The organism is Enterobacter sp. 725m/11 (genome assembly GCF_011683705.1).
Classification (GTDB): Bacteria; Pseudomonadota; Gammaproteobacteria; order Enterobacterales; family Enterobacteriaceae; genus Enterobacter; species Enterobacter bugandensis.
The window spans coordinates 82853-108321 of sequence record NZ_JAAQOK010000010.1 but is presented as its reverse complement, the minus strand read 5'-3'; the positions used below and the strand labels follow the sequence as shown (position 1 = coordinate 108321).

25 protein-coding genes are annotated in these 25469 nt (G+C 58.2%); 20 read left to right on the top strand and 5 right to left on the bottom strand.

Features of this window, described 5'->3' with window-relative positions; genetic code table 11:
* Positions 1-424 precede the first annotated feature (424 nt).
* Positions 425-1378 (top strand): nickel/cobalt transporter, encoded by a 954-nt coding sequence (locus HBA26_RS06420; RefSeq protein ID WP_126346011.1) that lies wholly within the window; start codon positions 425-427, stop codon positions 1376-1378.
* 33 nt (positions 1379-1411) lie between these two features.
* On the opposite strand, the gene proP is transcribed toward HBA26_RS06420, so the two are convergent.
* Positions 1412-2914: a glycine betaine/L-proline transporter ProP gene (gene proP, locus HBA26_RS06415; protein WP_041911505.1), complete on the bottom strand. Its 1503-nt coding sequence runs from the start codon at positions 2912-2914 to the stop codon at positions 1412-1414.
* 649 nt (positions 2915-3563) lie between these two features.
* Here proP and kdgT point away from each other — a divergent pair.
* Complete coding sequence (gene kdgT, locus HBA26_RS06410) at positions 3564-4556, top strand: 2-keto-3-deoxygluconate transporter (RefSeq protein ID WP_063155534.1); 993 nt, start codon at positions 3564-3566, stop codon at positions 4554-4556.
* A gap of 55 nt (positions 4557-4611) precedes the next feature.
* Here the strand turns inward: kdgT and HBA26_RS06405 are convergent, their stop codons facing one another.
* Positions 4612-5487: a diguanylate cyclase regulator RdcB family protein gene (locus HBA26_RS06405; protein WP_028015219.1), complete on the bottom strand. Its 876-nt coding sequence runs from the start codon at positions 5485-5487 to the stop codon at positions 4612-4614.
* Positions 5484-7838: a clamp-binding protein CrfC gene (gene crfC, locus HBA26_RS06400; protein ID WP_126346012.1), complete on the bottom strand. Its 2355-nt coding sequence runs from the start codon at positions 7836-7838 to the stop codon at positions 5484-5486. The genes HBA26_RS06405 and crfC overlap by 4 nt, the downstream gene beginning before the upstream one ends.
* 593 nt (positions 7839-8431) lie before the next feature.
* Here crfC and HBA26_RS06395 point away from each other — a divergent pair.
* The 16 genes from HBA26_RS06395 to phnP all read left to right on the top strand — a co-directional run bounded on the left by HBA26_RS06395 (position 8432) and on the right by phnP (position 20081).
* Positions 8432-8767, top strand: a complete 336-nt coding sequence (locus HBA26_RS06395; protein ID WP_028015217.1) for a zinc ribbon domain-containing protein YjdM — start codon at positions 8432-8434, stop codon at positions 8765-8767.
* A gap of 80 nt (positions 8768-8847) precedes the next feature.
* On the top strand, positions 8848-9285 hold the full coding sequence (yjdN, locus tag HBA26_RS06390; RefSeq protein WP_028015216.1) for a VOC family metalloprotein YjdN: 438 nt from the start codon (positions 8848-8850) through the stop codon (positions 9283-9285).
* A 136-nt stretch (positions 9286-9421) separates the two neighbouring features.
* Positions 9422-10210: a phosphonate ABC transporter ATP-binding protein gene (phnC, locus tag HBA26_RS06385; RefSeq protein WP_126346013.1), complete on the top strand. Its 789-nt coding sequence runs from the start codon at positions 9422-9424 to the stop codon at positions 10208-10210.
* A 23-nt stretch (positions 10211-10233) separates the two neighbouring features.
* On the top strand, positions 10234-11250 hold the full coding sequence (gene phnD, locus HBA26_RS06380) for a phosphonate ABC transporter substrate-binding protein (protein WP_126346014.1): 1017 nt from the start codon (positions 10234-10236) through the stop codon (positions 11248-11250).
* A gap of 51 nt (positions 11251-11301) precedes the next feature.
* Positions 11302-12081 (top strand): phosphonate ABC transporter, permease protein PhnE, encoded by a 780-nt coding sequence (gene phnE / locus HBA26_RS06375; protein ID WP_028015213.1) that lies wholly within the window; start codon positions 11302-11304, stop codon positions 12079-12081.
* Positions 12082-12101: 20 nt separating this feature from the next.
* Positions 12102-12827: a phosphonate metabolism transcriptional regulator PhnF gene (gene phnF, locus HBA26_RS06370; RefSeq protein ID WP_047366878.1), complete on the top strand. Its 726-nt coding sequence runs from the start codon at positions 12102-12104 to the stop codon at positions 12825-12827.
* Positions 12828-13280, top strand: coding sequence for a phosphonate C-P lyase system protein PhnG (phnG, locus tag HBA26_RS06365; RefSeq protein WP_028015211.1), 453 nt, complete (start codon positions 12828-12830; stop codon positions 13278-13280).
* A complete protein-coding gene (phnH, locus tag HBA26_RS06360; RefSeq protein WP_045630769.1) occupies positions 13277-13861 on the top strand; it encodes a phosphonate C-P lyase system protein PhnH in 585 nt (194 codons plus the stop codon). The genes phnG and phnH overlap by 4 nt, the downstream gene beginning before the upstream one ends.
* Positions 13861-14925, top strand: coding sequence for a carbon-phosphorus lyase complex subunit PhnI (locus HBA26_RS06355; protein WP_126346015.1), 1065 nt, complete (start codon positions 13861-13863; stop codon positions 14923-14925). Before phnH ends, HBA26_RS06355 begins: the two co-directional genes overlap by 1 nt.
* The gene (gene phnJ, locus HBA26_RS06350; protein WP_041911512.1) at positions 14918-15763 is read left to right on the top strand and encodes an alpha-D-ribose 1-methylphosphonate 5-phosphate C-P-lyase PhnJ; all 846 of its coding nucleotides are present in this window, start codon (positions 14918-14920) and stop codon (positions 15761-15763) included. The genes HBA26_RS06355 and phnJ overlap by 8 nt, the downstream gene beginning before the upstream one ends.
* Positions 15760-16515, top strand: a complete 756-nt coding sequence (phnK, locus tag HBA26_RS06345; RefSeq protein ID WP_045261067.1) for a phosphonate C-P lyase system protein PhnK — start codon at positions 15760-15762, stop codon at positions 16513-16515. The genes phnJ and phnK overlap by 4 nt, the downstream gene beginning before the upstream one ends.
* Before the next feature lie 9 nt (positions 16516-16524).
* The gene (gene phnL / locus HBA26_RS06340; protein ID WP_126346016.1) at positions 16525-17205 is read left to right on the top strand and encodes a phosphonate C-P lyase system protein PhnL; all 681 of its coding nucleotides are present in this window, start codon (positions 16525-16527) and stop codon (positions 17203-17205) included.
* Entirely contained in the window at positions 17202-18338 is a 1137-nt protein-coding gene (phnM, locus tag HBA26_RS06335; RefSeq protein ID WP_045261065.1) for an alpha-D-ribose 1-methylphosphonate 5-triphosphate diphosphatase, read from the top strand. The genes phnL and phnM overlap by 4 nt, the downstream gene beginning before the upstream one ends.
* Positions 18335-18886, top strand: a complete 552-nt coding sequence (gene phnN, locus HBA26_RS06330) for a ribose 1,5-bisphosphokinase (protein ID WP_028015204.1) — start codon at positions 18335-18337, stop codon at positions 18884-18886. Before phnM ends, phnN begins: the two co-directional genes overlap by 4 nt.
* Positions 18879-19313: an aminoalkylphosphonate N-acetyltransferase gene (phnO, locus tag HBA26_RS06325; RefSeq protein WP_126346017.1), complete on the top strand. Its 435-nt coding sequence runs from the start codon at positions 18879-18881 to the stop codon at positions 19311-19313. Before phnN ends, phnO begins: the two co-directional genes overlap by 8 nt.
* A 9-nt stretch (positions 19314-19322) precedes the next feature.
* Positions 19323-20081 (top strand): phosphonate metabolism protein PhnP, encoded by a 759-nt coding sequence (gene phnP, locus HBA26_RS06320; RefSeq protein ID WP_126346018.1) that lies wholly within the window; start codon positions 19323-19325, stop codon positions 20079-20081.
* Positions 20082-20133: 52 nt separating this feature from the next.
* Here the strand turns inward: phnP and yjdP are convergent, their stop codons facing one another.
* On the bottom strand, positions 20134-20457 hold the full coding sequence (yjdP, locus tag HBA26_RS06315) for a DDRRRQL repeat protein YjdP (RefSeq protein ID WP_028015201.1): 324 nt from the start codon (positions 20455-20457) through the stop codon (positions 20134-20136).
* 69 nt (positions 20458-20526) lie between these two features.
* Entirely contained in the window at positions 20527-22806 is a 2280-nt protein-coding gene (locus HBA26_RS06310) for an ATP-binding protein (RefSeq protein WP_126327273.1), read from the bottom strand.
* A gap of 125 nt (positions 22807-22931) precedes the next feature.
* Here HBA26_RS06310 and HBA26_RS06305 point away from each other — a divergent pair, with 125 nt between their 5' ends.
* Positions 22932-24452: a sugar ABC transporter ATP-binding protein gene (locus tag HBA26_RS06305; protein ID WP_028015199.1), complete on the top strand. Its 1521-nt coding sequence runs from the start codon at positions 22932-22934 to the stop codon at positions 24450-24452.
* A complete protein-coding gene (locus HBA26_RS06300) occupies positions 24449-25444 on the top strand; it encodes a ribose ABC transporter permease (RefSeq protein ID WP_028015198.1) in 996 nt (331 codons plus the stop codon). The genes HBA26_RS06305 and HBA26_RS06300 overlap by 4 nt, the downstream gene beginning before the upstream one ends.
* Positions 25445-25469: the final 25 nt, after the last annotated feature.

Sequence of the window (25469 nt, the reverse complement as noted above, 5' to 3'; positions counted from 1 at the left end):
TCGTCCGAGGACGTTAAGAATCCATGTCACTTTGAGTGCCCACACAGATTGTCTGATAAATTGTTAAAGAGCAGTGCAACGCGGCTTTCGCTCACCGTTGCGAGGTGGCGTATATTACGCTTTCCTCTTTCAGAGTCAACCCGTTATTTCAGGATTTTTTCTCTTCAACCGACCGGGTTAACTGTGAAGTGATTCACATCCGCCGTGTCGATGGAGGCGCATTATAGGGAGTTCTCCGCAGCCCGCAACAGAAAAGTTGCAAAAAAATGACTGACTGATGCATTCCCCAGCAAAACCCCGCCTTATACCCTTTTACGCACAGACTTATCCACAATTACAACAAGATCCTGATGCGATCCTGCGAACTGAAAGAGAAGATCAACTATACTAGCGGCAAATATTCTTCTCCGCAGAGCTCCCCCTGATGAATACACAACGCCTGCCTCGCGACTGGCGCCTCCCTACGGCCGGATTGATGCTGCTGACCATCCTCTTCGCCGCTTTTACGCTGCATACGCACTGGAACGCCTTTATCCAGTGGTGCCTTGCCACGCAGATTACGCTGCACCGTTATCTGGTGATGTATCTCCTGCAGCTTAATAACAATCAGTACAGCGGTGGATTATGGCTCTTAACAGGCGCTTTCTTTTATGGCGTCCTTCACGCCATCGGGCCGGGGCACGGGAAGTTCATCGTGACAACCTACCTGAGCACAAATAAGGAGAGCGAACTGGCCGCACGCACCGTTCCCTTTCTTGGCAGCCTGATGCAGGGCGTCAGCGCCATTCTGTTTGTCTTTATTCTGGCAGTAGGATTTAACCTCGCGTCAGGGGATATCAGCACCAGCCGCTGGTATGTCGAGAAGATAAGCGCCGTGCTGATTGGCGCGTTTGGTGCTTTCATCATTTACCAGGCGCTGAAAAGCCTGCGGCCTCAAAGAATAAGGATCTCAGCCATCACTCCCCTTCATCAGCACGATGAACACTGTGGCTGTGGTCATCACGGCGTGGGCGCAGATCTGACACAAGGTGACTGGAAAACGCGTCTGGGCGTCATTCTGGCGATTGGTGCACGTCCGTGCAGCGGTGCGATCATGATTCTGATGTTTTCGAACGCGCTGGGCATTGTCACCTGGGGAATGGCGGCCGTTATGACCATGTCTTTAGGTACGGCACTCTCTATTATGGGGCTATCACTGGCAGTTCGTTATGCCCGTGAACGCACGGTGGCATGGTTCGGGGGAGATAGCGCGTTCAGATGGCTGGTGCCGGCAGTTAAAATTGCCGGAGGTATCATCCTGATCCTGTTCGCGACCGTCCTGTTCCTGACCGTCATCCCCATTAGCGCCAACGGCGACTACATCGCCGCCGGATGCTAATAAAAGAAAACCCGCCGTTGGCGGGTTTCTTTATTACTCGTTAATGCGTGGATGTTGATCAACAAGACGGGAGCGTTTCTTCTGCAGCTCTTCAATCTCTGCGTCGATATCCTCAATTTTCTGCTCAACGTTATCGTAGTGCTCGCGCAGGATTTCTTTCGCTTCCTGAATATCAGATGCCGCAGGCGTCGCCCCTTTCAGAGGACGGTTCGCCGTCTCCTTCATGGTCAGGCCGGTCGCCAGGCCGACTACCGCAATAACCATCAGGTAGTAGGCTGGCATCATCAGGTTCTGCGTGCTTTCCACCAGAGAGGCGGCAAGCGTAGGCGTCAGGCCGGCAATCAGAACGGAGATGTTGAACGCCGCCGCCAGCGCACTATAACGAATGTGCGTCGGGAACATCGCAGGTAATGTGGATGCCATCACCCCGATAAAGCAGTTCAGGATCACCGCCAGCATCAGCAGACCCGCGAAAATCAGACCCAGCACGTTACTGTTGATCAGAATAAACGCCGGGATCGCCAGCGCGAACAGCGCTACGCTACCCAGAATGATAAACGGTCGACGGCCAAAACGGTCGCTCAGCAGACCCATAATCGGCTGTACAAACAGCATACCCACCATGATGGCGATAATAATCAGCACGCCGTGATCTTCCGAGTAGTGCAGGTTATGCGACAGATAGCTCGGCATGTAGGTCAGCAGCATGTAGTAAGTGACGTTGGTGGAAATCACCAGACCAATACAGGTCAGCAGGCTGCGCCAGTGCTTTGTCGCGATCTCTTTAAAGGACACTTTCGGGCCGTCCTGCAGCCCTTCGCGGTCGCCCTGCTCCAGTTTCTCAACGTGCTGCTGGAACGCAGGTGTCTCTTCCAGCGCATGTCGCAGGTAAAGACCGATAATACCCAGCGGGAGCGCGATAAAGAACGGGATACGCCAGCCCCAGTCGAGGAAGTTCTCCTCACCGACCACGGTTGAAATCAGAACCACGACGCCTGCGCCCATCACGAACCCGGCAATCGAACCGAAGTCCAGCCAGCTGCCCATAAAGCCGCGCTTACGGTCAGGGGAATACTCCGCGACGAAGATCGACGCCCCGGTATACTCTCCCCCGACGGAGAAGCCCTGCGCCATCTTACAGAGCAACAGCAGAATAGGTGCCCAGATGCCGATCGTGGCATAGGACGGTATTAGGCCGATACAGAACGTACTGATCGACATAATGACAATGGTGATAGCGAGTATTTTCTGGCGACCGTATTTGTCACCGAGCATACCGAAGAACAGACCACCCAGCGGGCGGATCAGGAAAGGAACGGAGAATGTACCCAGCGCGGCAATCATCTGCAGGCTTGGGTCAGCACCGGGGAAGAACACTTTACCTAATGCATAGGCAACAAAGCCGTAGACACCGAAATCGAACCATTCCATCGCATTACCGAGCGAGGCGGCGGTGATCGCTTTACGCAGTTTAGCGTCATCAATAATGGTGACGTCGCGAAGCGTAATGGGTTTAACCTTTTTCCTTCTTAGCATAGCTTTCCTCGTAGACTTAGCCCTGTCCGTTCCACAGCCAACTCGCACTCTGTGAACCCGAGATCCGCTCCATGCGAACCTCCATCTTCAAGCGTAGCAGGTTTACTTACATTGACGTTTTCCGTCGATACAACCGAACCTGTTGACGCCTGTCTGGGCAGTTAATGACCTTTTTACCCTACCAGCGTTTATATTTGTGATCAACTTCACACATATATTTATACTGCGTCAGGTGAAGACAGTTTTTGTCAACTACCGCAAATAAGTACTTTCTCAACCTTCCAGAGCCCTCATTTTCGCCCTCATCCTTTTTCTTTTCCCAACAGAATAAAAAGCCATATTTTTTACAAGAGATTTACATAAATTTTCAGCTCTCACAACGCGCCGTAAAGTTTACATTCAATATGTGATGAAGATAACTAAAACACCGTTTTATTTTCATTGAATCAATATTCCATCGATCGCATGATAATTCCTGAAACATAGCGACGCATGTTTTCTGACGAGAGGAAACGAGAGCGCTAACTGAATTTCGGTGCAGGGTTATCACAAACCAATCATCAAGAGCACCCTTCATCAAATTGAATTTATTAATTTTTTTATTCGCACCTGCCGCTCACCATGAGAGGCGAAATTGTGAGGGTTAGAGATGAAGATTAAAGCCACGATAGAACGCATACCGGGTGGTATGATGCTGGTGCCGCTGGTACTCGGTGCTATTCTGAATACATTAGCACCTGAAACCGGGGCTTATTTTGGTGGTTTCACAAAGGGGATGATTACGGGTACCGTTCCCATCCTGGCGGTCTGGTTCTTTTGTATCGGCGCATCCATTAATTTGCGGGCAACCGGTACCGTATTACGCAAATCCGGAACGCTGGTGATAACCAAAATAGCGGTTGCCTGGGTGGTCGCAATGATATGCGCGATGTTCATTCCTGAAAATGGAATTCAGACCGGTTTCTTCGCCGGGTTATCCGTCCTGGCGATTGTCTCGGCGATGGACATGACCAACGGCGGGCTGTATGCCAGCCTGATGAACCAGTACGGAACGAAAGAGGAGTCCGGCGCGTTTGTTTTGATGTCTCTGGAGTCCGGCCCGCTCATGACGATGCTGATCCTGGGGTCCGCTGGCCTGGCTTCTTTTGAGCCCCATCATTTTGTCGGCGCGATCCTGCCATTCCTGATCGGCTTCGCGCTGGGCAATCTGGATCACGATCTGCGTGATTTCTTCAGCAAAGCCACGCCGGTGCTGATCCCATTCTTTGGCTTTGCACTGGGTAACACCATCAACCTGAACGTGATTCTTGATACGGGACTGCTGGGGATTGTGCTGGGTGTCGCGGTTATCATCATCACCGGTATTCCGCTGATCATTGCTGACCGCGTAATCGGGGGAGGAAACGGCACGGCGGGCGTCGCCGCCTCTTCAGCCGCAGGCGCTGCCGTTGCAAACCCGGTGATTATCGCCCAGATTAACCCGGCCTTCGAACCGGTGGCCGCGTCCGCGACGGCACTGGTTGCCGCCAGCGTGATTGTCACCGCAATCCTGGTGCCCATCATCACGGCGCTATACGCGAAACGCTACGGAAATGTGCAAGAGATCCAGACTGAACCGAAACCGATAGAAATGAATCACTAACACACCGCGCCAGCCATCCTCTCTCCCCTATGGGGAGAGGGTCAGGATGAGGGGTTCAACCAAAAATCTCTTCCACCATTGCATCCACCAGCCGTTTTGCCGAACACAGCCTCGGCATACCCAGCGCGACGGTCTGCCAGTTTTGCGTCACTGACCAACTCACCGGGTGTATATCCGCCTGACACCAGTCTCCCAGCCAGCCCAGCATGTCTTTGTGATCGATTAAACCCGCCGAAGCGGGTGTGGTCAGCCATTGATGATAGAAATGGCGCGTTGTGGGAGACGCATTGATGCCCTGCGCGAGGTAGTTGGCGGCCATGCTGCGTAAATTATCCTTGAGCATTGCCGACACATCGTTGTTCGCCAAACGGCAGGCATCGCCAAATGCTCCCCAGCGCAGCTCTTCCAGAACAATGAAGCAGCGCCCGGCTAAAGACCAGCCATCATAGTGACCGGCTCGCCAGCGGGTGAAAATTTGTTCACTGTGCTCGCCCGCCTGTACCGTCAGTCCACGCTGGGTCAGCGCCTTTTCTTTATAGGCGGCACGTTGGGTAAAATGAGAGGAGAGCTCCGCATACTGTTCAAGCAGGCCGGGAGATGGCTGAGCGCGCAGGTGAGCCTGCTGGCACAGTGCAGTCAGTTTATCGGCCATCAGCGTCAGCGCAAGATGGCCTGGATCCAACATGCCGGCGAGTTTTTCCGCCAGCCCCAGGCGCAGGGCCGCGTTCTCGTTAAGCATTCCCGCCATCGCCCAGGGCCGTAGCCGGGTATGCGTCATGATCTCCTGAGTCAAACGTTCACGAAACTGCAGCTGCTGCGGCCCCAGATGGGGATGGCGCGCCGCGTCCACGCCCTGCACAAGATCGACCATAAACCTGGGATGAATACACTCCAGCGTCCGCCCGGGACCGTCCAGTAGCTGTGTTGTCATGGTTGCTCTGCTGCGAATAGAGTTTGAATGTCATCGCGTAACAGTCGGGTATCTTCCTGAATCCACGTCGCAGTCGAAATGCTTTGCTTCAACAGCTGGCTGAGCGCTCGGGTTGAATGCTCATTTTGTTGACGCACTGCGAGGCTATCACGCAAGCTTTCCTGTAACCCGGTCAGGCATAACGAAAATTCTGCAAAGAACGTCGCCATTCCGGCCGTAACAGAGACATCGACCTGCGCGGACAAAGCTTTACGTATTTGTTCACAAAACTGATCAATATGTTGCTTAAATTTGTCATGCAGTTGCGCAATGTCGATAACATAGTGCGTGCGCGTGACCACATACTCATCCCAGCCCCAGCCCGGATTATTGAGCCAACGCGAAACGGTTTCACGCATACTGCTCCCGGCGGAAAGTTGACCTGCCGGGCGGTTATCCTGTGCAATGGCATCGTTAAACAGTGCCCGCGTATTGAAGTCAAGCTGGTTTGCCAGAAAAGCCGGGAAGCTGATCCGCGCCCGGAAGCCGGCATGGCTCAGATGCTCTTTTATACGCGTTTCAATGGGGCGGATAGCGTCATTCAGCGAGCGCGCCAGCGTAGATTCCAGCTGATCGAAGCGTAACGCCAGCTCCCGGGCAATTTTTGCCTGCGCATCCAGCATGATGAGTTCACAGGAGGAGCGAATTTTACTCAGGACGATCTGCGCCTGACCTTCATCATCCAGAACCAGCGGTTCCCGCTCTTGCAGTTTATCACTGCGGCGATTCAGCCGCTCAACGCCTGCCAAATCAAGAATATTTTGAGGGCTGAAAACATGGCCCACTGCCTGGTGAAGCGCCGATTTTTCGGCCTCCATAAAGTCCGCGGTCGCGTTCAGCGCCTGGTCAACTTCATGTTTCACCTCATCGCTCACCGCGCTCTGGCGCGTCTGCAGCAGCGCCATATCCTCTTCAAGACGCGCGATGTTCAGTTCCAGCCCCTCAAAGGCCACCGTCAGCCCCTGATAGCGGAAGTCGAGATACTCCCGGGCATTTTGCGCGTAGTTGAGCAGCTTATGCGAGGCCGAGCGCAGCGCGAATAGCGAGGCATTGGCATAGGCGGCGTAAATCAGTTTGCGTATCGGCTGTTCAAACAGCGAATCTTCCCAGAGCAAATCGGCTGCGTGACGGATATGGTTTATATCGTCCAGGTCCGCCGAACGCCAGCGGCGTCCGAGTGCGGCTTCGGCAAAATCCTGCACCCAGGGCTGCTCCTGATGATCCGGCAGGCGTCCGCGGGCATTCATCTCGTTGCGGGCGCGGTTTGCCAGATACGCCCACATAGAGGAAACAGGGTAGATCTGGCCAGGCGAAATAGTGCCTTTCATTAAGGTACCGGAGATCATCGCCCTGACCTGCTCTTCATCGTCGCTATTGCGATCCTTCTGGTCGAATTTATTTACCAGCGCATACAGAGGCACTGATTTCCCCGCAACCGAAATAGCCTGACGGACCTCTTCATCAGAAATAGATTTAAGCTGGGTATAATCCATCACCGCCAGCACCGCCGACGCGCGAGCTAGCTGTTCGCTAAGCATTTTTTGCAGATGCGGTTGTCCGGCCTCATTGGGGCCGGGAGTATCGAGCAGCGTCAGCTGCCCGAGGTGCGCATCCAGACCCGCAAGATGCACGAACTCCACTTCAATCACCGGAATATGTTCGATGGCCGCGTATTCAGAGAACGGAAACGCCACGCCCAGCGCCTGGGAGAGCCTCACCAGGTCATTGAGACTTTTCAGGCAATGAAATATTGGCTGCGCCCCGAGATGATGCTTTTCAAAGGCCTCGCCTTTCTCAATACGCTCCAGCAGCGTATTCATGTCCTTATCAATTTCCAGTTGCAGAGCCAGCTTGCCGCGATCGTAATCGCCAAGCTTTTTCTGCAGCAGGTGAATCAAATCATCAATAGGAGAGACATGTGAGAAGTGGAGCACCGGCTCTTTCTGACCTGGCGTATGACGGATCAGCGTAGGCAGCGCCGTCATTGGGCGGTTGCGGTTCGGCAACACTTCGGTACCCACAATGGCATTAATGGTGGTCGATTTCCCCGCTTTCATCGTGCCAACGATAGCCAGAACCATTTCCAGACGTGTTATTTTGCGTAATTCATTATTCAGCGTTGCCTGCTGCGCTTCGACGCCTCGCGCACTAAAATGCAAAGGCAGCACGTTGTTCTTTTCACCTGTAATAGCAGCCGTCGTGCTCTCCAGCTTCGCTGTCGGCATTGATTTCAGGGTATCGAGATTTTGCAGGGCAAGCTGTAACAAACGCTCAGCTTCCTGACTTAATTCAAAAATGGTCTGTGTGTGCATGATAAAAGCCTTTCCTTAACGCAAATTTATTACTTTTATTAAGCCACTTGTATTAATTATGATGTTCAGGCTTATATGATCACGTGTGGAAAACATGTTCACCAAAATATAACTAATTGAAGATAATCAGAAATAAATGGCTATCCCTGCATGGCGTGTAAAGCTCTCCTCAAGGCCTGAAAGCCAAAAGATAAAAAGCCTGGCCCATTTTAAGAAGCTTCAGGATATATCATCATTATTTACCCACCTAAAAAGAGAGGGATAGGCCGCCAACATAAGAAATGCATGGCAGTAAAGTTCGAAGATAAATAACAATGCGTTGCTTCACCTTATCCGAAATGAAGGTGCGTAGCAATTTGCCGCAATAAAATATTCGATATATTTAGCGACTTCTCTTTCCACCGTGTTAATGACGTTAGCATCGCTTAGCTGACTGACAGTAAGTGTCACTCGCAACACATTTTCTGCGTTTTTTAAATTCACAATAGCACCGACAAAAGTGTGGATTTGCGTTATACTTGCCGCCTTTTTCGGCACTCTGCCGTCATTTAGCTGGCACTTTCCAGCGCGTTAACACTTTTGAGGATACCGACATGCAACTCCCACACTGCCCAAAATGCAATTCTGAATACACATACGAAGATAATGGCATGTTCATCTGCCCGGAATGTGCACACGAATGGAATGATGCCGAGCCAGCGCAGGACGCTGATGCGCTGGTCGTCAAAGATGCCAACGGTAATCTGCTGGCGGATGGCGACAGCGTCACCGTGGTGAAAGATCTTAAGGTGAAAGGCAGCTCTTCCATGCTGAAGATCGGCACCAAAGTGAAAAATATCCGTCTGGTGGAAGGCGATCATAATATCGATTGCAAAATTGACGGCTTCGGTCCGATGAAACTGAAATCCGAGTTCGTGAAAAAGAACTGATTTACCCGCCTGGTAGCGCTTCGCTTACCGGGCTTTCGGGAACTACACTTAACGGGCTTTTCTTACGTGAGGTAAAGATTATGCCGTTAAGTCCCTACATCTCTTTTGCCGGCAACTGTGCAGAGGCTACCGCCTTCTATCAGCAGGCCGTCGGCGCAGAACTCCTCTATAAAATCACCTTCGGCGAAATGCCAAAAAGCGATAACAGCGAAGAAGGCTGTCCGTCCGGCATGCAGTTTCCGGATTCGGCTATCGCTCACTCCAACGTTCGCATTGCGGGCAGCGATATCATGATGAGCGACGGGCTGCCGCCGGGCAGCAGCGCACAGTACGCGGGCTTCACGCTGGTGCTCGACACGCAGGATGTGTCAGAAGGCAAGCGCTGGTTCGACAACCTTGCCGATGGCGGGAATATCGACATGGCCTGGCAGGAAACCTTCTGGGCGCACGGCTTCGGTAAGGTCACCGACAAGTACGGCGTGCCGTGGATGATTAACGTCGTTAAGCAGCAGCACTAATTTTCGGGCGGTGGGCGGTCTGCCTCCGCCTGTCATCAAACTCCCCTCAACTCTTCAAACTCCCGCAACCTGCACTTAACCCAAATGTCATATTGATGCGCCAGCATGAGGCCACATTTATCGTGAGGCCCAGCACATGCACACTGTTATCCGCGTCGAGAAACTGAGCAAGACCTTCAATCACAACAAGGCGCTGCATGCCGTTGATCTGATCGTCCAGCAGGGCGAAATGGTGGCGCTGCTGGGGCCGTCCGGTTCAGGAAAATCCACCCTTCTGCGTCACTTAAGCGGCCTTATTACCTGCGATAAAACGCCGGAAAGCCGCGTCGAGCTGCTGGGTAACACCGTGCAGCATGCGGGCCGTCTGGCGAGCGATATTCGCAAAAGCCGCGCCCGGACGGGCTACATCTTTCAGCAGTTCAACCTGGTGAACCGCCTGACGGTGCTGGAGAACGTGCTGATTGGCGCGCTCGGCAGCACCCCGTTCTGGCGCACCTGCCTGCGCTGGTTCTCCCCATCACAGAAGCAGGAAGCCTTACAGGCGCTGACCCGCGTCGGCATGGCGCACTTCGCCCACCAGCGCGTGTCCACGCTGTCCGGCGGGCAGCAGCAGCGCGTCGCTATCGCCCGCGCCCTGATGCAGAAAGCCAAAATCATTCTCGCCGATGAGCCCATCGCCTCGTTGGATCCGGAGTCGGCCCGCATCGTGATGGAAACCCTGCGCGACATCAACCAGAACGACGACATCACCGTAGTGGTGACGCTGCATCAGGTGGATTACGCCCTGCGCTACTGCGAGCGCATCGTCGCCCTGCGTCAGGGCCACGTGTTCTTCGATGGCGCCAGCCATCAGTTTGATAACGAACGTTTTGACCATCTCTACCGCAGCGTAAACCGCGTCGAAGAACGCGCGCAGGCTGCTTAACGCCCCGATAACGAGGAATGGAAATGAACTACAAAGCCGTTGCCGCGCTGGCCTTCACCAGCATGTTCAGCATCAGCACCCTGTTAAGCCCGGCGTACGCCGAAGAGCAGGAAAAAGCGTTGAACTTTGGCATCATTTCAACGGAATCACAGCAAAACCTGAAGCCGCAGTGGGAACCGTTCCTGAAAGATATGGAAACCAAACTGGGGATCAAAGTGAACGCCTTCTTCGCCCCGGACTACGCGGGCATCATCCAGGGGATGCGCTTTAACAAAGTGGACATCGCCTGGTACGGCAACCTTTCCGCCATGGAAGCGGTGGACCGCGCCAACGGTCAGGTCTTTGCCCAGACCGTTGCGGCAGATGGTTCTCCAGGATACTGGAGCGTGCTGATCGTCAACAAAGACAGCTCGATCAACAACCTCAACGACATGATCGCCAAACGCAAAGAGCTGACCTTCGGCAACGGCGACCCGAACTCCACCTCGGGTTACCTGGTCCCTGGCTACTACGTCTTCGCCAAAAACAACGCCTCCGCTAGCGACTTCAAGCGCACGGTGAACGCCAGCCATGAAACCAACGCCCTGGCCGTCGCCAACAAGCAGGTGGATGTTGCCACCAACAACACCGAGAACCTCGACAAGCTGAAGACCTCCGCACCGGACAAGCTGAAAGAGATCAAGGTTATCTGGAAATCCCCGCTGATCCCCGGCGACCCGATTGTGTGGCGCAAGAACCTGTCTGAAAGCACCAAGGACAAGGTCTACGACTTCTTTATGAACTACGGCAAAACGCCGGAAGAGAAAGCGGTTCTGGAACGTCTGGGCTGGGCACCGTTCCGCGCGTCCAGCGATCTGCAGCTGGTCCCGATTCGCCAGCTGGCGCTGTTTAAGCAGATGCAGGCCGTGAAGGACAACAAAGGGCTGAAGGAAGAGGAGAAGACCAGCAAAGTCTCTGAAATCCAGGCCCAGCTGGAAGACCTCGACCGCCTGACCGCCGCGCTGGGTGCGATGACGAGCGTGAATAAAGCGGTGCAGTAACACAAGTCCCCTCTCCCTTGGGGGAGAGGGAGAACAGATTAAGGAGCCAACATGCAAACCATCACCCTCCCGCCGCCGAAGCGCAGCTGGTTCTCGCTCATAAGCTGGGCCATCCTGCTGGCGGTACTCGTTATCTCCTGGAAGGGCGCGGAGATGGATCCGCTGCTGCTCTTCAAAGATTCCGGCAACATGGCGACCTTCGCCGCCGACTTCTTCCCGCCGGACTTCAGCCAGTGGCAGGACTACCTCAGCGAAATGGCCATCACCCTGCAAATCGCCGTCTGGGGCACCGCCCTCGCCGTCGTTCTCTCCATTCCGTTCGGTCTGATGAGCGCCGAGAACATCGTACCGTGGTGGGTTTACCAGCCGATGCGTCGCCTGATGGACGCCTGTCGCGCCATCAACGAAATGGTCTTTGCGATGCTGTTCGTGGTCGCCGTTGGCCTGGGTCCGTTCGCCGGCGTGATGGCACTGTTCATCCACACCACCGGCGTGCTCTCCAAGCTGCTCTCGGAAGCGGTCGAAGCCATCGAGCCCGGCCCGGTGGAAGGTATTCGCGCAACCGGCGCCAACAAAATCGAAGAGATCCTCTACGGCGTCCTGCCGCAGGTGATGCCGCTGCTGATCTCCTACTCGCTGTACCGCTTCGAGTCCAACGTTCGCTCCGCCACCGTGGTCGGTATGGTGGGCGCAGGCGGGATTGGCGTCACCCTGTGGGAAGCGATTCGCGGTTTCCAGTTCCAGCAAACCTGCGCCCTGATGGTGCTTATCATCGTCACCGTCAGCCTGCTGGATTTCCTCTCTCAACGCTTGCGTAAGCACTTCATCTGATTAGCGAGGCTTTGATTGGTATGCACTTATCCAGACATCCGACCAGTTACCCTACCCGCTGGCAAGAGATTGCGGCCAGGCTCGAAGTGGAGCTGCGCACGCATTACCGCTGCGGTGACTACCTGCCCGCCGAGCAGCAGCTTGCCGACCGCTACGAAGTGAACCGCCACACCCTGCGCCGCGCCATTGACCAGCTGGTGGAGCGCGGCTGGGTCCAGCGCCGTCAGGGCGTCGGCGTGCTGGTGCTGATGCGCCCGTTTGACTACCCGCTCAACGCCCAGGCGCGTTTTAGCCAGAACCTGCTGGATCAAGGCAGCCATCCGACCAGCGAAAAGCTGCTCTCGGTACTGCGCCCGGCCTCCCGCCACGTGGCGGACGCGCTCGGGATTCAGGAGGGTGACAACGTCGTACACCTGCGTACGTTGCGCCGGGTCAACGGCGTGGCGGTCTGCCAGATCGACCACTACTTCGCGGACCTGGCCCTCTGGCCAGTGCTGCAACATTTCGCCAGCGGTTCCCTGCATGATTTCCTTCAGGACGCGACGGGTATCGCGCTCAAACGCACCCAGACGCGCATCAGCGCCCGCCGTGCGCAGGCGAAAGAGAGCAAGGTGCTGGAGATCCCCAATATGGCCCCGCTGCTCTGCGTGCGCACCCTCAACCACCGTGACGGCGAGATCAACGCGACGGAATACTCCGTCAGCCTGACCCGCGCCGACATGATTGAATTCACCATGGAGCACTGAATGCACTTCGACACCTCCACCCGACAGCGCTGGATGCGCGTGCTGGCCCATAGCCAGCCTGCTGCGCTGGCCGCCCGCATGAACGCACTCGGCCTGACGCCGGACTACGACACGATCCGCGCGCCGGAGATCGGCCTGGTGCAGATCCAGGCACGCATGGGCGGCACCGGCGAGCGCTTCTTCGCCGGCGATGCCACCCTCACCCGCGCGGCTATCCGCCTTAACAGCGGCACGCTGGGTTATAGCTACGTACTTGGGCGAGACAAAACGCACGCCGAGCGCTGCGCGGTGATCGACGCGCTTTTACAGGAACACCCGCATTTCCAGACGTTAATGGAAACCCTTATTGCCCCGCTGGAAGCCGACCGCGCCGCACGCCTTGCCGCGCGTCAGGCCGAAGTGAACACCAGCCGGGTCGACTTCTTTACGCTCGTTCGCGGAGACAACGCATGACGCTTCAACCTGCTTTTACCCTGGCCGTCCAGGATGCCCAACAGAGTTTCCGTCGCCTGCTGAAAGCCATGAGCGAGCCCGGCGTGATCGTCTCGCTGCACCAGCTCTCGCAGGGCTGGCTGCCGCTGAACCTCGCCTCCACCAGCGTGCTGCTGACGCTGGCGGACAACGACACCCCGGTATGGCTGTCAGGCGCATTGCTGAACGATATCGCCAGCCAGAACCTGCGCTTTCACACCAGCGCGCCGCTGGTCGATCAGCCCCAGCAGGCGGTCTTTGCCGTCGCCGACGAACAGATCAGCCATGAACAGCTTAACGCCCTTAGCGAAGGCAGTGCCGTCGCACCGGAAACCAGCGCCACGCTGATTTTGCAGGTCTCCAGCCTGAGCGGTGGCCGCATGCTTCGCCTGACAGGCGCAGGCATCGCCGACGAGCGGATGGTCGCGCCTCAGCTACCGGAGTGCATCATCCATGAGCTGACCGAGCGCCCGCACCCGTTCCCGCTCGGCATTGACCTGATCCTGACCTGCGGGGAGCGCCTGCTGGCAATCCCGCGGACTACCCACGTGGAGGTGTGCTGATGTACGTAGCCGTCAAAGGAGGCGAAAAGGCGATCGCCGCCGCTCATGCCTTACAGGAGCACAGACGCCGGGGCGATGAACAGCTTCCCGAGCTGAGCGTCGCCCAAATTGAGCAACAGCTTAACCTCGCGGTTGACCGCGTGATGACCGAGGGCGGCGTTGCTGACCGCGAGCTTGCAGCGCTGGCGCTCAAGCAGGCCAGCGGCGATAACGTGGAAGCCATCTTCCTGCTGCGCGCCTGGCGCACCACCGTTCCCCGTCTGGCAGTCAGCGAGCCGGTGAACACGGCGGAAATGCGCCTGGAGCGCCGAATCTCTGCCGTTTATAAAGACATTCCCGGCGGCCAGCTGCTTGGCCCGACTTACGACTACACCCATCGTCTGCTGGACTTCACGCTGCTGGCGAACGGCGAAGCCCCAACGCTCAGCACTTCAGATGTCGAACAGGAACCGTCTCCGCACGTCTTCAGCCTGCTGGCAAACCAGGGGCTGGCGAAAGCGGAAGAAGACACTGGCGCCACGCCGGACGACGTCACCCGCACGCCGCCGGTCTACCCGTGCTCACGCTCGTCCCGTCTGCAACAGCTGATGCGCGGCGACGAAGGGTATCTGCTGGCGCTGGCCTACTCCACACAGCGCGGCTACGGGCGCAACCACCCGTTCGCGGCAGAGATCCGCAGCGGCTATCTCGACGTCGAAATCGTGCCGGAAGAGCTGGGTTTTGCGGTGAACGTCGGCGAACTGCTGATGACCGAGTGCGAAATGGTCAACGGTTTCGTCGCGCCAGAGAATGAAGACCCGCATTTTACCCGCGGCTACGGGCTGGTGTTTGGCCTCTGCGAGCGCAAGGCGATGGCGATGGCGCTGGTTGACCGCGCCCTGCAGGCGCCGGACTACGGCGAGCACATTGCCGGCCCGGCGCAGGACGAAGAGTTCGTGCTGGCCCACGCGGACAACGTCGAGGCCGCAGGCTTTGTCTCGCACCTCAAGCTGCCGCACTACGTCGATTTCCAGGCCGAACTGGAACTGCTGAAACGCCTGCAACGGGAGCGCGCCAATGGCTAACTTAAGCGGCTACAACTTTGCCTATCTGGATGAGCAAACTAAACGCATGATCCGCCGCGCCATCCTTAAGGCAGTGGCGATCCCCGGCTATCAGGTGCCGTTTGGTGGCCGTGAAATGCCGATGCCGTACGGCTGGGGCACGGGCGGCATTCAGATCACCGCCAGCGTGATTGGCGAAGCGGACGTGCTGAAGGTTATCGACCAGGGCGCGGACGATACCACCAACGCCGTGTCGATCCGCAACTTCTTTAAGCGCGTGACGGGCGTCAACACCACCGAAAAAACCGAAGACGCGACGCTGATCCAGACCCGCCACCGCATTCCGGAGACTCCGCTGACGGAAGATCAGATTCTGATTTTCCAGGTGCCGATCCCGGAGCCGCTGCGCTTTATCGAGCCGCGCGAAACCGAGACCCGCACCATGCACGCACTGGAAGAGTACGGGATCATGCAGGTCAAACTGTATGAAGACATCGCCCGCTTCGGCCATATCGCCACCACCTACGCCTACCCGGTGAAGGTCAACGGGCGCTACGTCATGGACCCGTCGCCGATCCCAAAATTCGACAATCCGAAGATGGACATGATGCCTGCCCTGCAGCTCTTTGGTGCCGGACGTGAAAAACGCATCTACGCCGTGCCGCCGTATACGCGTGTCGAAAGCCTGGATTTCGACGATCACCCGTTTACGGTGCAGGAGTGGGACGAGCCGTGCGCCATCTGCGGATCCAAACACAGCTATCTCGATGAAGTGGTGCTGGACGATACGGGCAAACGGATGTTTGTCTGCTCCGACACCGATTACTGCCGCCAACAGAGCGAGGCGAACGGCCAATGAAACCGCTGCTTTCGGTTAATAACCTGACCCACCTTTATGCGCCGGGAAAAGGCTTCAGCGACGTGTCGTTCGAGCTGTGGCCGGGCGAAGTGCTGGGCATTGTCGGCGAGTCCGGCTCCGGCAAAACCACCCTGCTGAAGTCCATCTCCGCGCGCCTGACGCCGCAACACGGCGAGATCCTGTATCAGGGACGCTCCCTCTACGACATAAGCGAGGCCGAGCGCCGTCGCCTGCTGCGCACCGAGTGGGGCGTGGTGCATCAGCACCCGATGGACGGCCTGCGCCGTCAGGTGTCGGCGGGAGGCAATATCGGCGAACGGCTGATGGCCACCGGCGCGCGCCACTACGGCAACATCCGTGCCACCGCACAGCACTGGCTGGAGGAGGTGGAGATCCCCGCCTCGCGCATTGACGACCTGCCAACCACCTTTTCCGGCGGTATGCAGCAGCGTTTGCAAATTGCCCGCAATCTGGTCACCCATCCAAAGCTGGTGTTTATGGATGAACCCACCGGCGGGCTGGACGTCTCCGTGCAGGCCCGCCTGCTCGACCTGCTGCGCGGCCTGGTGGTGGAGCTGAACCTGGCGGTGGTGATTGTCACCCACGATCTGGGCGTTGCGCGCCTGCTGGCGGACCGCCTGCTGGTGATGAAGCAGGGTCAGGTGGTGGAAAGTGGGCTGACCGACCGCGTGCTCGACGATCCACATCATCCGTACACCCAGCTGCTGGTGTCCTCGGTATTACAGAATTGAGAGGCCAACATGATCCACGTTGAAAATGTCAGTAAGACCTTTGTGCTCCACCAGCAAAATGGCGTGCGCCTGCCGGTGCTGCAAAATGCCTCGTTAGAGGTGAGTCAGGGTGAATGCGTGGTGCTGCACGGCCACTCCGGCAGCGGTAAATCGACCCTGCTGCGCTCCCTGTACGCCAACTATTTACCGGACGAAGGCCACATCCATATTCGCCATAACGAAGAGTGGGTCGATCTGGCTCAGGCCCCGGCGCGCAAGGTGCTGGAAGTGCGCCGCTCAACGATCGGCTGGGTCAGCCAGTTCCTGCGGGTGATCCCGCGGATCTCCGCCCTGGACGTGGTGATGCAGCCCCTGCTGGATCTCGGCGTCCCGCGCGAAACCTGCGCCGCCAGGGCCGCCAGCCTGCTGACGCGCCTCAACGTGCCGGAGCGCCTGTGGCACCTGGCCCCGTCGACCTTTTCCGGCGGCGAGCAGCAGCGCGTGAATATCGCGCGCGGGTTTATCGTCGACTATCCGATTTTACTGCTGGATGAACCCACCGCCTCGCTCGACGCTAAAAACAGCGCAGCGGTGATAGCGCTGATCGAACAGGCCAAAGCGCGCGGGGCGGCGATCGTCGGGATCTTCCACGACGACGCCGTCCGCAATCGCGTAGCGGACAGGCTGCACCCGATGGGGACAAACGCATGATTATCAATAATGTCAGGCTGGTGCTGGAAAATGAGGTCGTGAAGGGTTCGGTTGAAATCCAGGACGGCGTCATCCGCGCCTTTGCCGAAACCCAAAGCCGTTCTCCTGAAGCGATGGACGGCGACGGCGGCTGGCTGCTGCCGGGGCTGATTGAGCTGCATACCGATAATCTGGATAAATTCTTCACCCCGCGCCCGAAGGTGGACTGGCCCGCCCATTCGGCGATGAGCAGCCACGACGCGCTGATGGTCGCCAGCGGCATCACCACGGTGCTGGACGCGGTGGCGATCGGCGACGTGCGCGACGGCGGCGATCGTCTGGAAAATCTGGAAAAGATGATCAACGCCGTAGAGGAGACGCAAAAGCGCGGCCTCAACCGCGCCGAGCACCGCCTGCACCTGCGCTGCGAGCTGCCGCATCACACCACCCTGCCGCTGTTTGAAAAGCTGGTCGGCCGCGAGCCGGTGTCGCTGGTCTCCCTGATGGATCACTCCCCGGGGCAGCGCCAGTTCGCCAACATTGAAAAGTACCGTGAATACTATCAGGGCAAATACTCGCTCAACGACGCGGAGATGGCGCGCTACGAAGAAGAGCAGCTGGCGCTTGCGGCACAATGGTCGCAGCCGAACCGTCTCTCCATTGCCGCGATGTGTCGGGACCGCAACATTGCGCTGGCCAGCCATGACGACGCCACGCACGATCACGTGCGCGAATCCCACCAGCTTGGCAGCGTGATCGCCGAATTTCCCACCACGTTCGAAGCGGCTGAAGCCTCCCGCAAACACGGCATGAACGTGCTGATGGGCGCGCCGAACATCGTGCGCGGCGGATCGCACTCCGGCAACGTGGCGGCAAGCAAACTCGCTTCCCTCGGCCTGCTGGATATCCTCTCGTCTGACTACTACCCCGCCAGCCTGCTGGACGCGGCCTTCCGCGTTGCAGACGACGAGGACAACCGCTTTACGCTGCCGCAGGCGATTCGACTGGTGACGAAAAACCCGGCCAGCGCGCTCAACCTTCACGACCGCGGTGAGATTGCCGAAGGCAAACGGGCAGACCTGGTGCTGGCGCACCGCAAGGGCGAGCACGTTCATATCGACCACGTCTGGCGTCAGGGAAAAAGGGTGTTCTGATGGGAAGACTCATCTGGTTAATGGGCCCGTCCGGCTCGGGAAAAGACAGCCTGCTGTCGGCGTTACGGCAGCGGGAACATTCACAGCTGCTGGTGGCGCACCGCTACATTACCCGCGCGGCTAACGCTGGCAGTGAAAACCATATCGCCCTGAGCGAGCAGGAGTTTTTTACCCGCGCCGGGCAAAATCTGCTGGCGCTGAGCTGGCACGCGAACGGCTTTTATTACGGCGTCGGCATCGAGATCGACCTCTGGCTGCACGCGGGCTTCGACGTGCTGGTTAACGGCTCGCGCGCGCATCTGCCGCAGGCAAAAGCCCGGTACGAAGCGGCGCTGCTGCCGGTCTGTTTGCAGGTTTCTCCGGATATTCTGCGCAGCCGCCTGCAAAGCCGGGGGCGCGAAAATGCGCGTGAGATCGACCAGCGGCTGGAACGTGCGGCGCGCTACACTCCGTCGGGCTGTCATGTCCTCAATAACGACGGAAGTTTGCTACAGTCAGTCGAGACCTTTTTATCGCTTATTCGCCAGAAGGAGAGACAGCATGCCTGAATGCCAGCTTCGCCCCGCCACCGCCGACGACGCGCAAATCGTTTACGCTCTGATCTGCGAGCTTAAGCAGTGTGAATTTGACCACCAGGCGTTTCACGCTGGCTATCTTGCCAATCTGCAGGATCACAACATGCGCTACCAGCTTGCCGAGCTGGACGGACAGGTCGTCGGCATGATCGGCCTGCACATGCAGTTTCACCTGCATCATGCCCGCTGGATCGGCGAGATCCAGGAGCTGGTGGTGATGCCGCAGGCGCGCGGGCTAAAGGTGGGCAGCAAGCTGCTGGCATGGGCGGAGGACATCGCGAGGCAGGCAGGCGCCGAGCTGACCGAACTCTCCACCAGCGTGAAGCGCACGGACGCCCACCGCTTTTACGTTCGTGAGGGATATACGCAGAGCCATTTTCGCTTCACCAAACCGCTGTAGAGGTGCGTTATGAGTCTGACCATCACGTTAACGGGAACCGGAAGCGCACAGCTGGTCCCGGTCTTTGGCTGCGACTGCGCGGCGTGTCGCAGGGCGCGCCTGCAGGACAACTATCGCCGTCGCCCCTGTAGCGCGGTGGTCAAATTCAACGATGCTGTCACCCTGCTGGATGCGGGCATTCCGCACCTGATGGACGATTGGCCGGCGGGGAGCTTCCAGCAGTTTTTGCTCACGCACTATCATATGGATCACGTCCAGGGGCTATTCCCTCTGCGCTGGGGCGTGGGCGCAACCATCCCGGTCTTCGGCCCGCCGGATGAAGCGGGCTGTGACGACCTGTTTAAACACCCCGGTATTCTGGATTTCAGCCACACGGTCGAGCCGTTCGTGATGTTTGAGCTGCAGGGGCTGCGGGTCACGCCGCTGCCGCTCAACCATTCAAAACTGACCTTCGGGTATCTGCTGGAATCGGCCCATAGCCGCGTGGCGTGGCTTACTGATACCGCCGGGCTGCCGGATAAAACGGTGACGTTTCTGCTCAACAATCAGCCACAGGCGATAATCATCGACTGCAGCCATGAACCGCGTCCGGAGACGCCGCGCAACCACAGTGATTTAAATACGGTGATTGCCCTGAACGAGGTGATTGGCTGTCCGCAGGTGATCCTGACGCACATTAGCCATCAGTTTGACGCATGGATGATGGATAACCCGCTGCCGGACGGCATTGAAGCGGGATATGACGGGATGGTACTGGTGCTGGATTAGGTTTTCTCCCTCTCCCGTGGGAGAGGGCTGGGGTGAGGGCAACAGGCCGCACTTAGCCGCGATCGTAATCGTCTTCCAACCTGCGCTCGTCCTCTTCTAACCGACGCCTGTCGTCGTCCAGCTGGCGCTGACGCTCGTCTAAGCGGCGGCGTCTGTCTTCGAGCTGCCGACGACGATCGTCGTACTGTCGGCTGTCGATTTGACGGCTGCGGTCGTAACGATCGTCGTCATCGTCATTACGGCTGCTGCTGGGGTTGTAGGCATCGTTGATCGCCTGCTGAATGTTGCCAATGGCGTCATCAATCACATCGGCATGCGCCAGTTGGCTGGTTAAAGTCAGCAGACCAAATAACAGGACGGTAGAGTAACGTTTCATAAGGCCAGACTCGCAGGGGAACTGGCCTTACGGTAATGAATGGCTGGGAACCGGGGTAGCGGAGGAATCTCAAATTACCATCACCTTCCGCAGCGCCTGCGCCAGCTGCTGGCGGGTAAACGGCTTACGCAGTAACGGAACGTCCGGCAGCTGCGGGTTATGCGCCGGGCGCAAATCCTGCCCGCTGATCAGCAGCACCGGAAGCTGCGGGTAATGGCTGCGCACATGGTTAATCACCTCGGCCCCGCTCAGGCTTCCGGGCAGCATCAGATCGCTGATAAACATGCCAATATCCGGCGAAGCCGCCAGCATGCTCAGGGCCTGTTCGCCGCTGTCCGCTTCGAGCGTCAGGTAGCCAAGCTGATGCAGCTGTTCGCACAGGGTCTGGCGAACGTCCGCCTCATCTTCCAGCACCAGTACAAGCCGCTCGTTATCCACGGACGTTGTGGCAGCCAGCGCTTCATCCTCCGAAACGGCGGGCAGCGTCGAGCGCGGGAGGTGGAGCCGCACGGTCGTTCCTTGTCCCGGCGCGCTTTCGATCTCTACCCGCCCCCCGGACTGACGCACAAAACCGTACACCATCGACAGGCCCAGCCCGCTTCCGCTCCCGGTCTGCTTGGTGGTGAAGAACGGTTCAAAAACCCGGGATTTCACCTCCTGCGACATCCCGCTGCCGCGATCGATGACCTCCAGCGCTACCATATCCTGCCTGCGTCCGTCGCTGCGGGTCACGCGCTGGTTCCAGGTGCGAATTTTGATCGCCCCGCTCTGGCCTTCCATCGCATCCCGGGCGTTCATCACCAGGTTGATAATGGCGTTTTCCAGCTGGCTGACGTCAATCCACGCGGGCCATGCCGGGGTTTGCGCTTCAATCTCCAGAGTAAGCGTGGCGGGCAGCGAGTGGCGCATCAGTTCCCGAAGGTTTTCCAGCAGGGGCAGCATCTCTACTGCATGCGGCGTCAGGGACTGTTTGCGGGAAAACGCCAGCAGGCGCTGGGTCAGCAGCGCGCCGCGTTCGGCAGCCTTCAGCGCACGGGTAATGCGCGGCGCGTCGTTTGATTCGGGGTCTGTCAGCTCAAGGCTGCCGATAATTACCGCCAGCAGGTTGTTAAAATCATGCGCCAGCCCGCCAGTCAGCTGTCCGACGGCCTTCATCTTCTGGCTGTGCAGCAGCGCCTCTTCCAGCCCCTGACGCTCGATGCGGTCGATCTCCATCTGCGTGGTTTTCTCTTTCAGCAGCCGCGTGGTGTGCTCAAGCGAGGCGGTGTTGCGGGCAAAAACGTTAAACGCGCGCGCCAGCTCGCCCAGCTCGTCGCGCCGCTGCAGCGCAGGAACAGAAACATCCTGTTCACCGTGGGCAAGTCGCGACATCGCCCGGGAGATGGCCGTCAGGTTGGAGCCCAGATTGCGGTAGATATACCAGCAGGCGCAGCCGGTGATGATCAGCGCCAGCACGGCGAAGATGCTGATAAACACGCTTATGGATTGCAACTCGTGATGGCTCTGGGCCGTGCGAAGCCGGGAAGCCTGCGCCACCTGTTCAACGTACTGATTAATATCGCTATTAAGAATCGCCACCAGGGCCTTAATGTGGAACATATACCAGCTGATGGACAGATCGCTCTCCTCCAGCTGCTTCGACAGCGGGGCAAGCTTGCGCAGCTCGGCGTTAAAATCGGGCAGAACGCCCTCCACGACCGGCTGTATGGCGCTTCGGGGCAGCGTGGCGGTCACGGCGTCCAGCTGCTGAACGGTAGCACGCGGCGAAGGTGTATCAATCGCGGCCGCGATCAGCCGATCCATCTCCATCAGCTGCCGCGCGTCCGGCACGTTGCTGCCGAAGCGGCGGTTGATGTCCTGAAGATGGCGTAAATAGCTCTGGCTTTGATAGAGCGAGCTCAGCAGCGCGTTACGCTCAAGATGCCGCTTTTGCCCACGCTCCAGCATCCCCGTTACGCTTTGCTGTAATTCATTGCTTCTGCGAATAATCCGCGCCACCAGCGCCGGCTCCTGCTGCGCCAGCGGGGCATCCGCCAGCTGTTCCAGCGAGCGGCGCAGCGCCGTTTGCATCTGCTTCAGCCGCTCGGCCTCGCCTTTGTACTCCAGCGCCCCCACTACCTGCGAAAGCCGCACCGCCGCCGTTGCCACGTTGGCCGTGTCGCGCGCGAGGTTCATGCTCCCGGTCATGTCGTCCAGCGTTTGCTGTTGGACCTGCTCCTGGATCTGGCTGGCATGACGAAAGCCGAGCACCGCCACGCCGCTCACCATCAGCGTGACGGCGACCACCAGCAGGTTAAATATCAGCAGGCGACCGCGGGCGCTGGAGAAGAACGGGGGGCGTGAAGACATGTTGACTCCGTAACTGTGATCCACATTCGCTATTCATAACTATGACAAATATGAACAGCTTCTGACATTTTGCATTTACGCACCTGTGATGAAGTGCAGATATCGACATTCACAGGAGATCCGCCATGAGCAGAACCCCGGTTTTAGAGATGCGCCACATTGCCAAAACCTTTGGCAATTTCCACGCGCTCAAGGGCGTAGATTTGACGGTCTTCCCCGGTGAGATCCACGCGCTGATGGGGGAAAACGGCGCGGGAAAAAGCACGCTGATGAAGATCCTCGCGGGGGCCTATACCGCCACCGGCGGCGAGATCCTGATCGACGGCCAGCCGTTTCACATCAAAGGGCCGAAGGACGCGCTGGCCGCAGGCATTACCCTGATTTACCAGGAGATGCAGCTCGCCCCCAATCTGACCGTCGCGGAAAATATCTTCCTCGGCAGCGAGCTGTCGCGCGGCGGGCTGGTGCAGCGCAAGGAGATGGCCGCCCAGGCGCAGGCGGTGATTGACCGTCTCGGCGCGCAGTTCAGCGCCACCGACCTGGTGATGAAGCTGACCATCGCCGAGCAGCAGCAGGTGGAAATCGCCCGCGCGCTGCACCGCAACAGCCGCATCCTGGTGATGGACGAACCCACCGCCGCCCTCTCCTCCCGCGAAACCCATCGCCTGTTTGAACTGATTTTGCGCCTGCGCGATGAAGGGATGGCGATCATCTATATCAGCCACCGCATGGCGGAAGTATATGAACTCTCTGACCGCGTGAGCGTTCTGCGCGACGGGCAGTACGTCGGCAGCCTGACGCGCGACAAGCTGAACGCGTCTGAACTGGTGAAGATGATGGTGGGCCGCCCGCTCAGCGATCTGTTCAACAAAGAGCGCGATATCCCTCTCGGCAGCCCGCGTCTCAACGTGCACCACCTCACCGACGGTAAAAAAGTGCAGCCGTGCAGCCTGCAGGTGCGCTCCGGTGAAATCGTCGGGCTGGCGGGGCTGGTCGGGGCCGGACGCTCCGAGCTGGCGCAGTTGATTTTCGGCGTGCGCAAGGCCACCGGCGGGATGATTGAGGTGGACGGCGAGCCGGTGGTGATCCACTCCCCGCGCGCGGCCATTGAAAACGGGATTGGTTTTCTCACCGAGAACCGCAAGGAACAGGGGCTGTTTCTGGAGCTGGCGGCGCAGGAGAACATCACCATGGCGACGCTGGAGCGCGACGCCACCTTCGGCATGCTTAACCGCAAAAAAGCCCAGTCCATTTCCGATGATGCTATCGCCCTGCTTAACATCCGCGTGCCCCATTCTCAGGTGCGCGCGGGCGGGCTCTCCGGCGGCAACCAGCAAAAGCTGCTGATCTCCCGCTGGGTGGCGATTGGCCCGCGCATTCTGATTCTCGACGAACCCACGCGCGGGGTGGACGTCGGTGCCAAAAGCGAGATCTACCGCATCATGAACCAGATGGCGCGCAAGGGGGTGGCGATTCTGATGATCTCCAGCGAGCTGCCGGAAGTGGTAGGCATGAGCGACCGGGTGTACGTAATGCGGGAAGGCAGCATTGCGGGTGAACTGCACGGGCGCGACATCTCTCAGGAAAATATTATGACGCTGGCAACCGGCGTGAACGACACACATCATCAGGCGGTGCAATCATGACAACTCCAACCCATCCGCAGCAGGTGGCGAAATCCGCCTCCGCCAAAAAAATGCTGATGAGCGATCTGATGCAAACGGTCGGCATTTTGCCGATTTTAATCCTGATTGTGGCGGTGTTTGGCTTTATCGCCCCGAACTTCTTTACCGAAAGTAACCTGCTCAACATTACCCGTCAGGCGTCGATCAACATCGTGCTGGCGGCGGGGATGACCTTCATCATTCTGACCGGCGGGATTGACCTCTCCGTGGGCTCGATTCTCGGCACCACGGCGGTGGCGGCGATGGTGGTCTCGCTTATTCCTGAATTTGCGATGCTCTCCATTCCGGCGGCGCTGATGCTCGGCATGGTGTTGGGGCTGTTCAACGGCGCGCTGGTGGCCTTCGCCGGGCTGCCGCCGTTTATCGTCACGCTCGGCACCTATACGGCGCTGCGCGGCGCGGCGTATCTGCTGGCGGACGGTACCACGGTGATTAACTCCAGCATCAGCTTCGAGTGGATCGGCAATAACTATCTCGGCCCGATTCCGTGGCTCGTCGTCATTGCCCTGGCGGTCATCGCTATCTGCTGGTTCATCCTGCGCCGCACCACGCTCGGCGTTCATATCTACGCGGTCGGCGGCAACATGCAGGCGGCGCGCTTAACCGGCATCAAAGTCTGGCTGGTGCTGCTGTTTGTCTACGGCATGAGCGGCCTGCTCTCCGGCCTCGGCGGGGTGATGAGCGCCTCGCGCCTCTACAGCGCCAACGGCAACCTCGGCACGGGTTACGAGTTGGATGCGATTGCGGCGGTGATCCTCGGCGGCACCAGCTTCGTCGGCGGGATCGGCACGATCACCGGCACGCTGGTGGGGGCGCTGATCATCGCCACCCTCAACAACGGCATGACGCTGATGGGCGTCTCCTACTTCTGGCAGCTGGTGATCAAAGGGGCGGTGATCATCATAGCGGTGCTGATCGACAAATACCGTACCCGACATCATCAAAGTGCATAACAACAATACCCTACAAGCGAGGAAG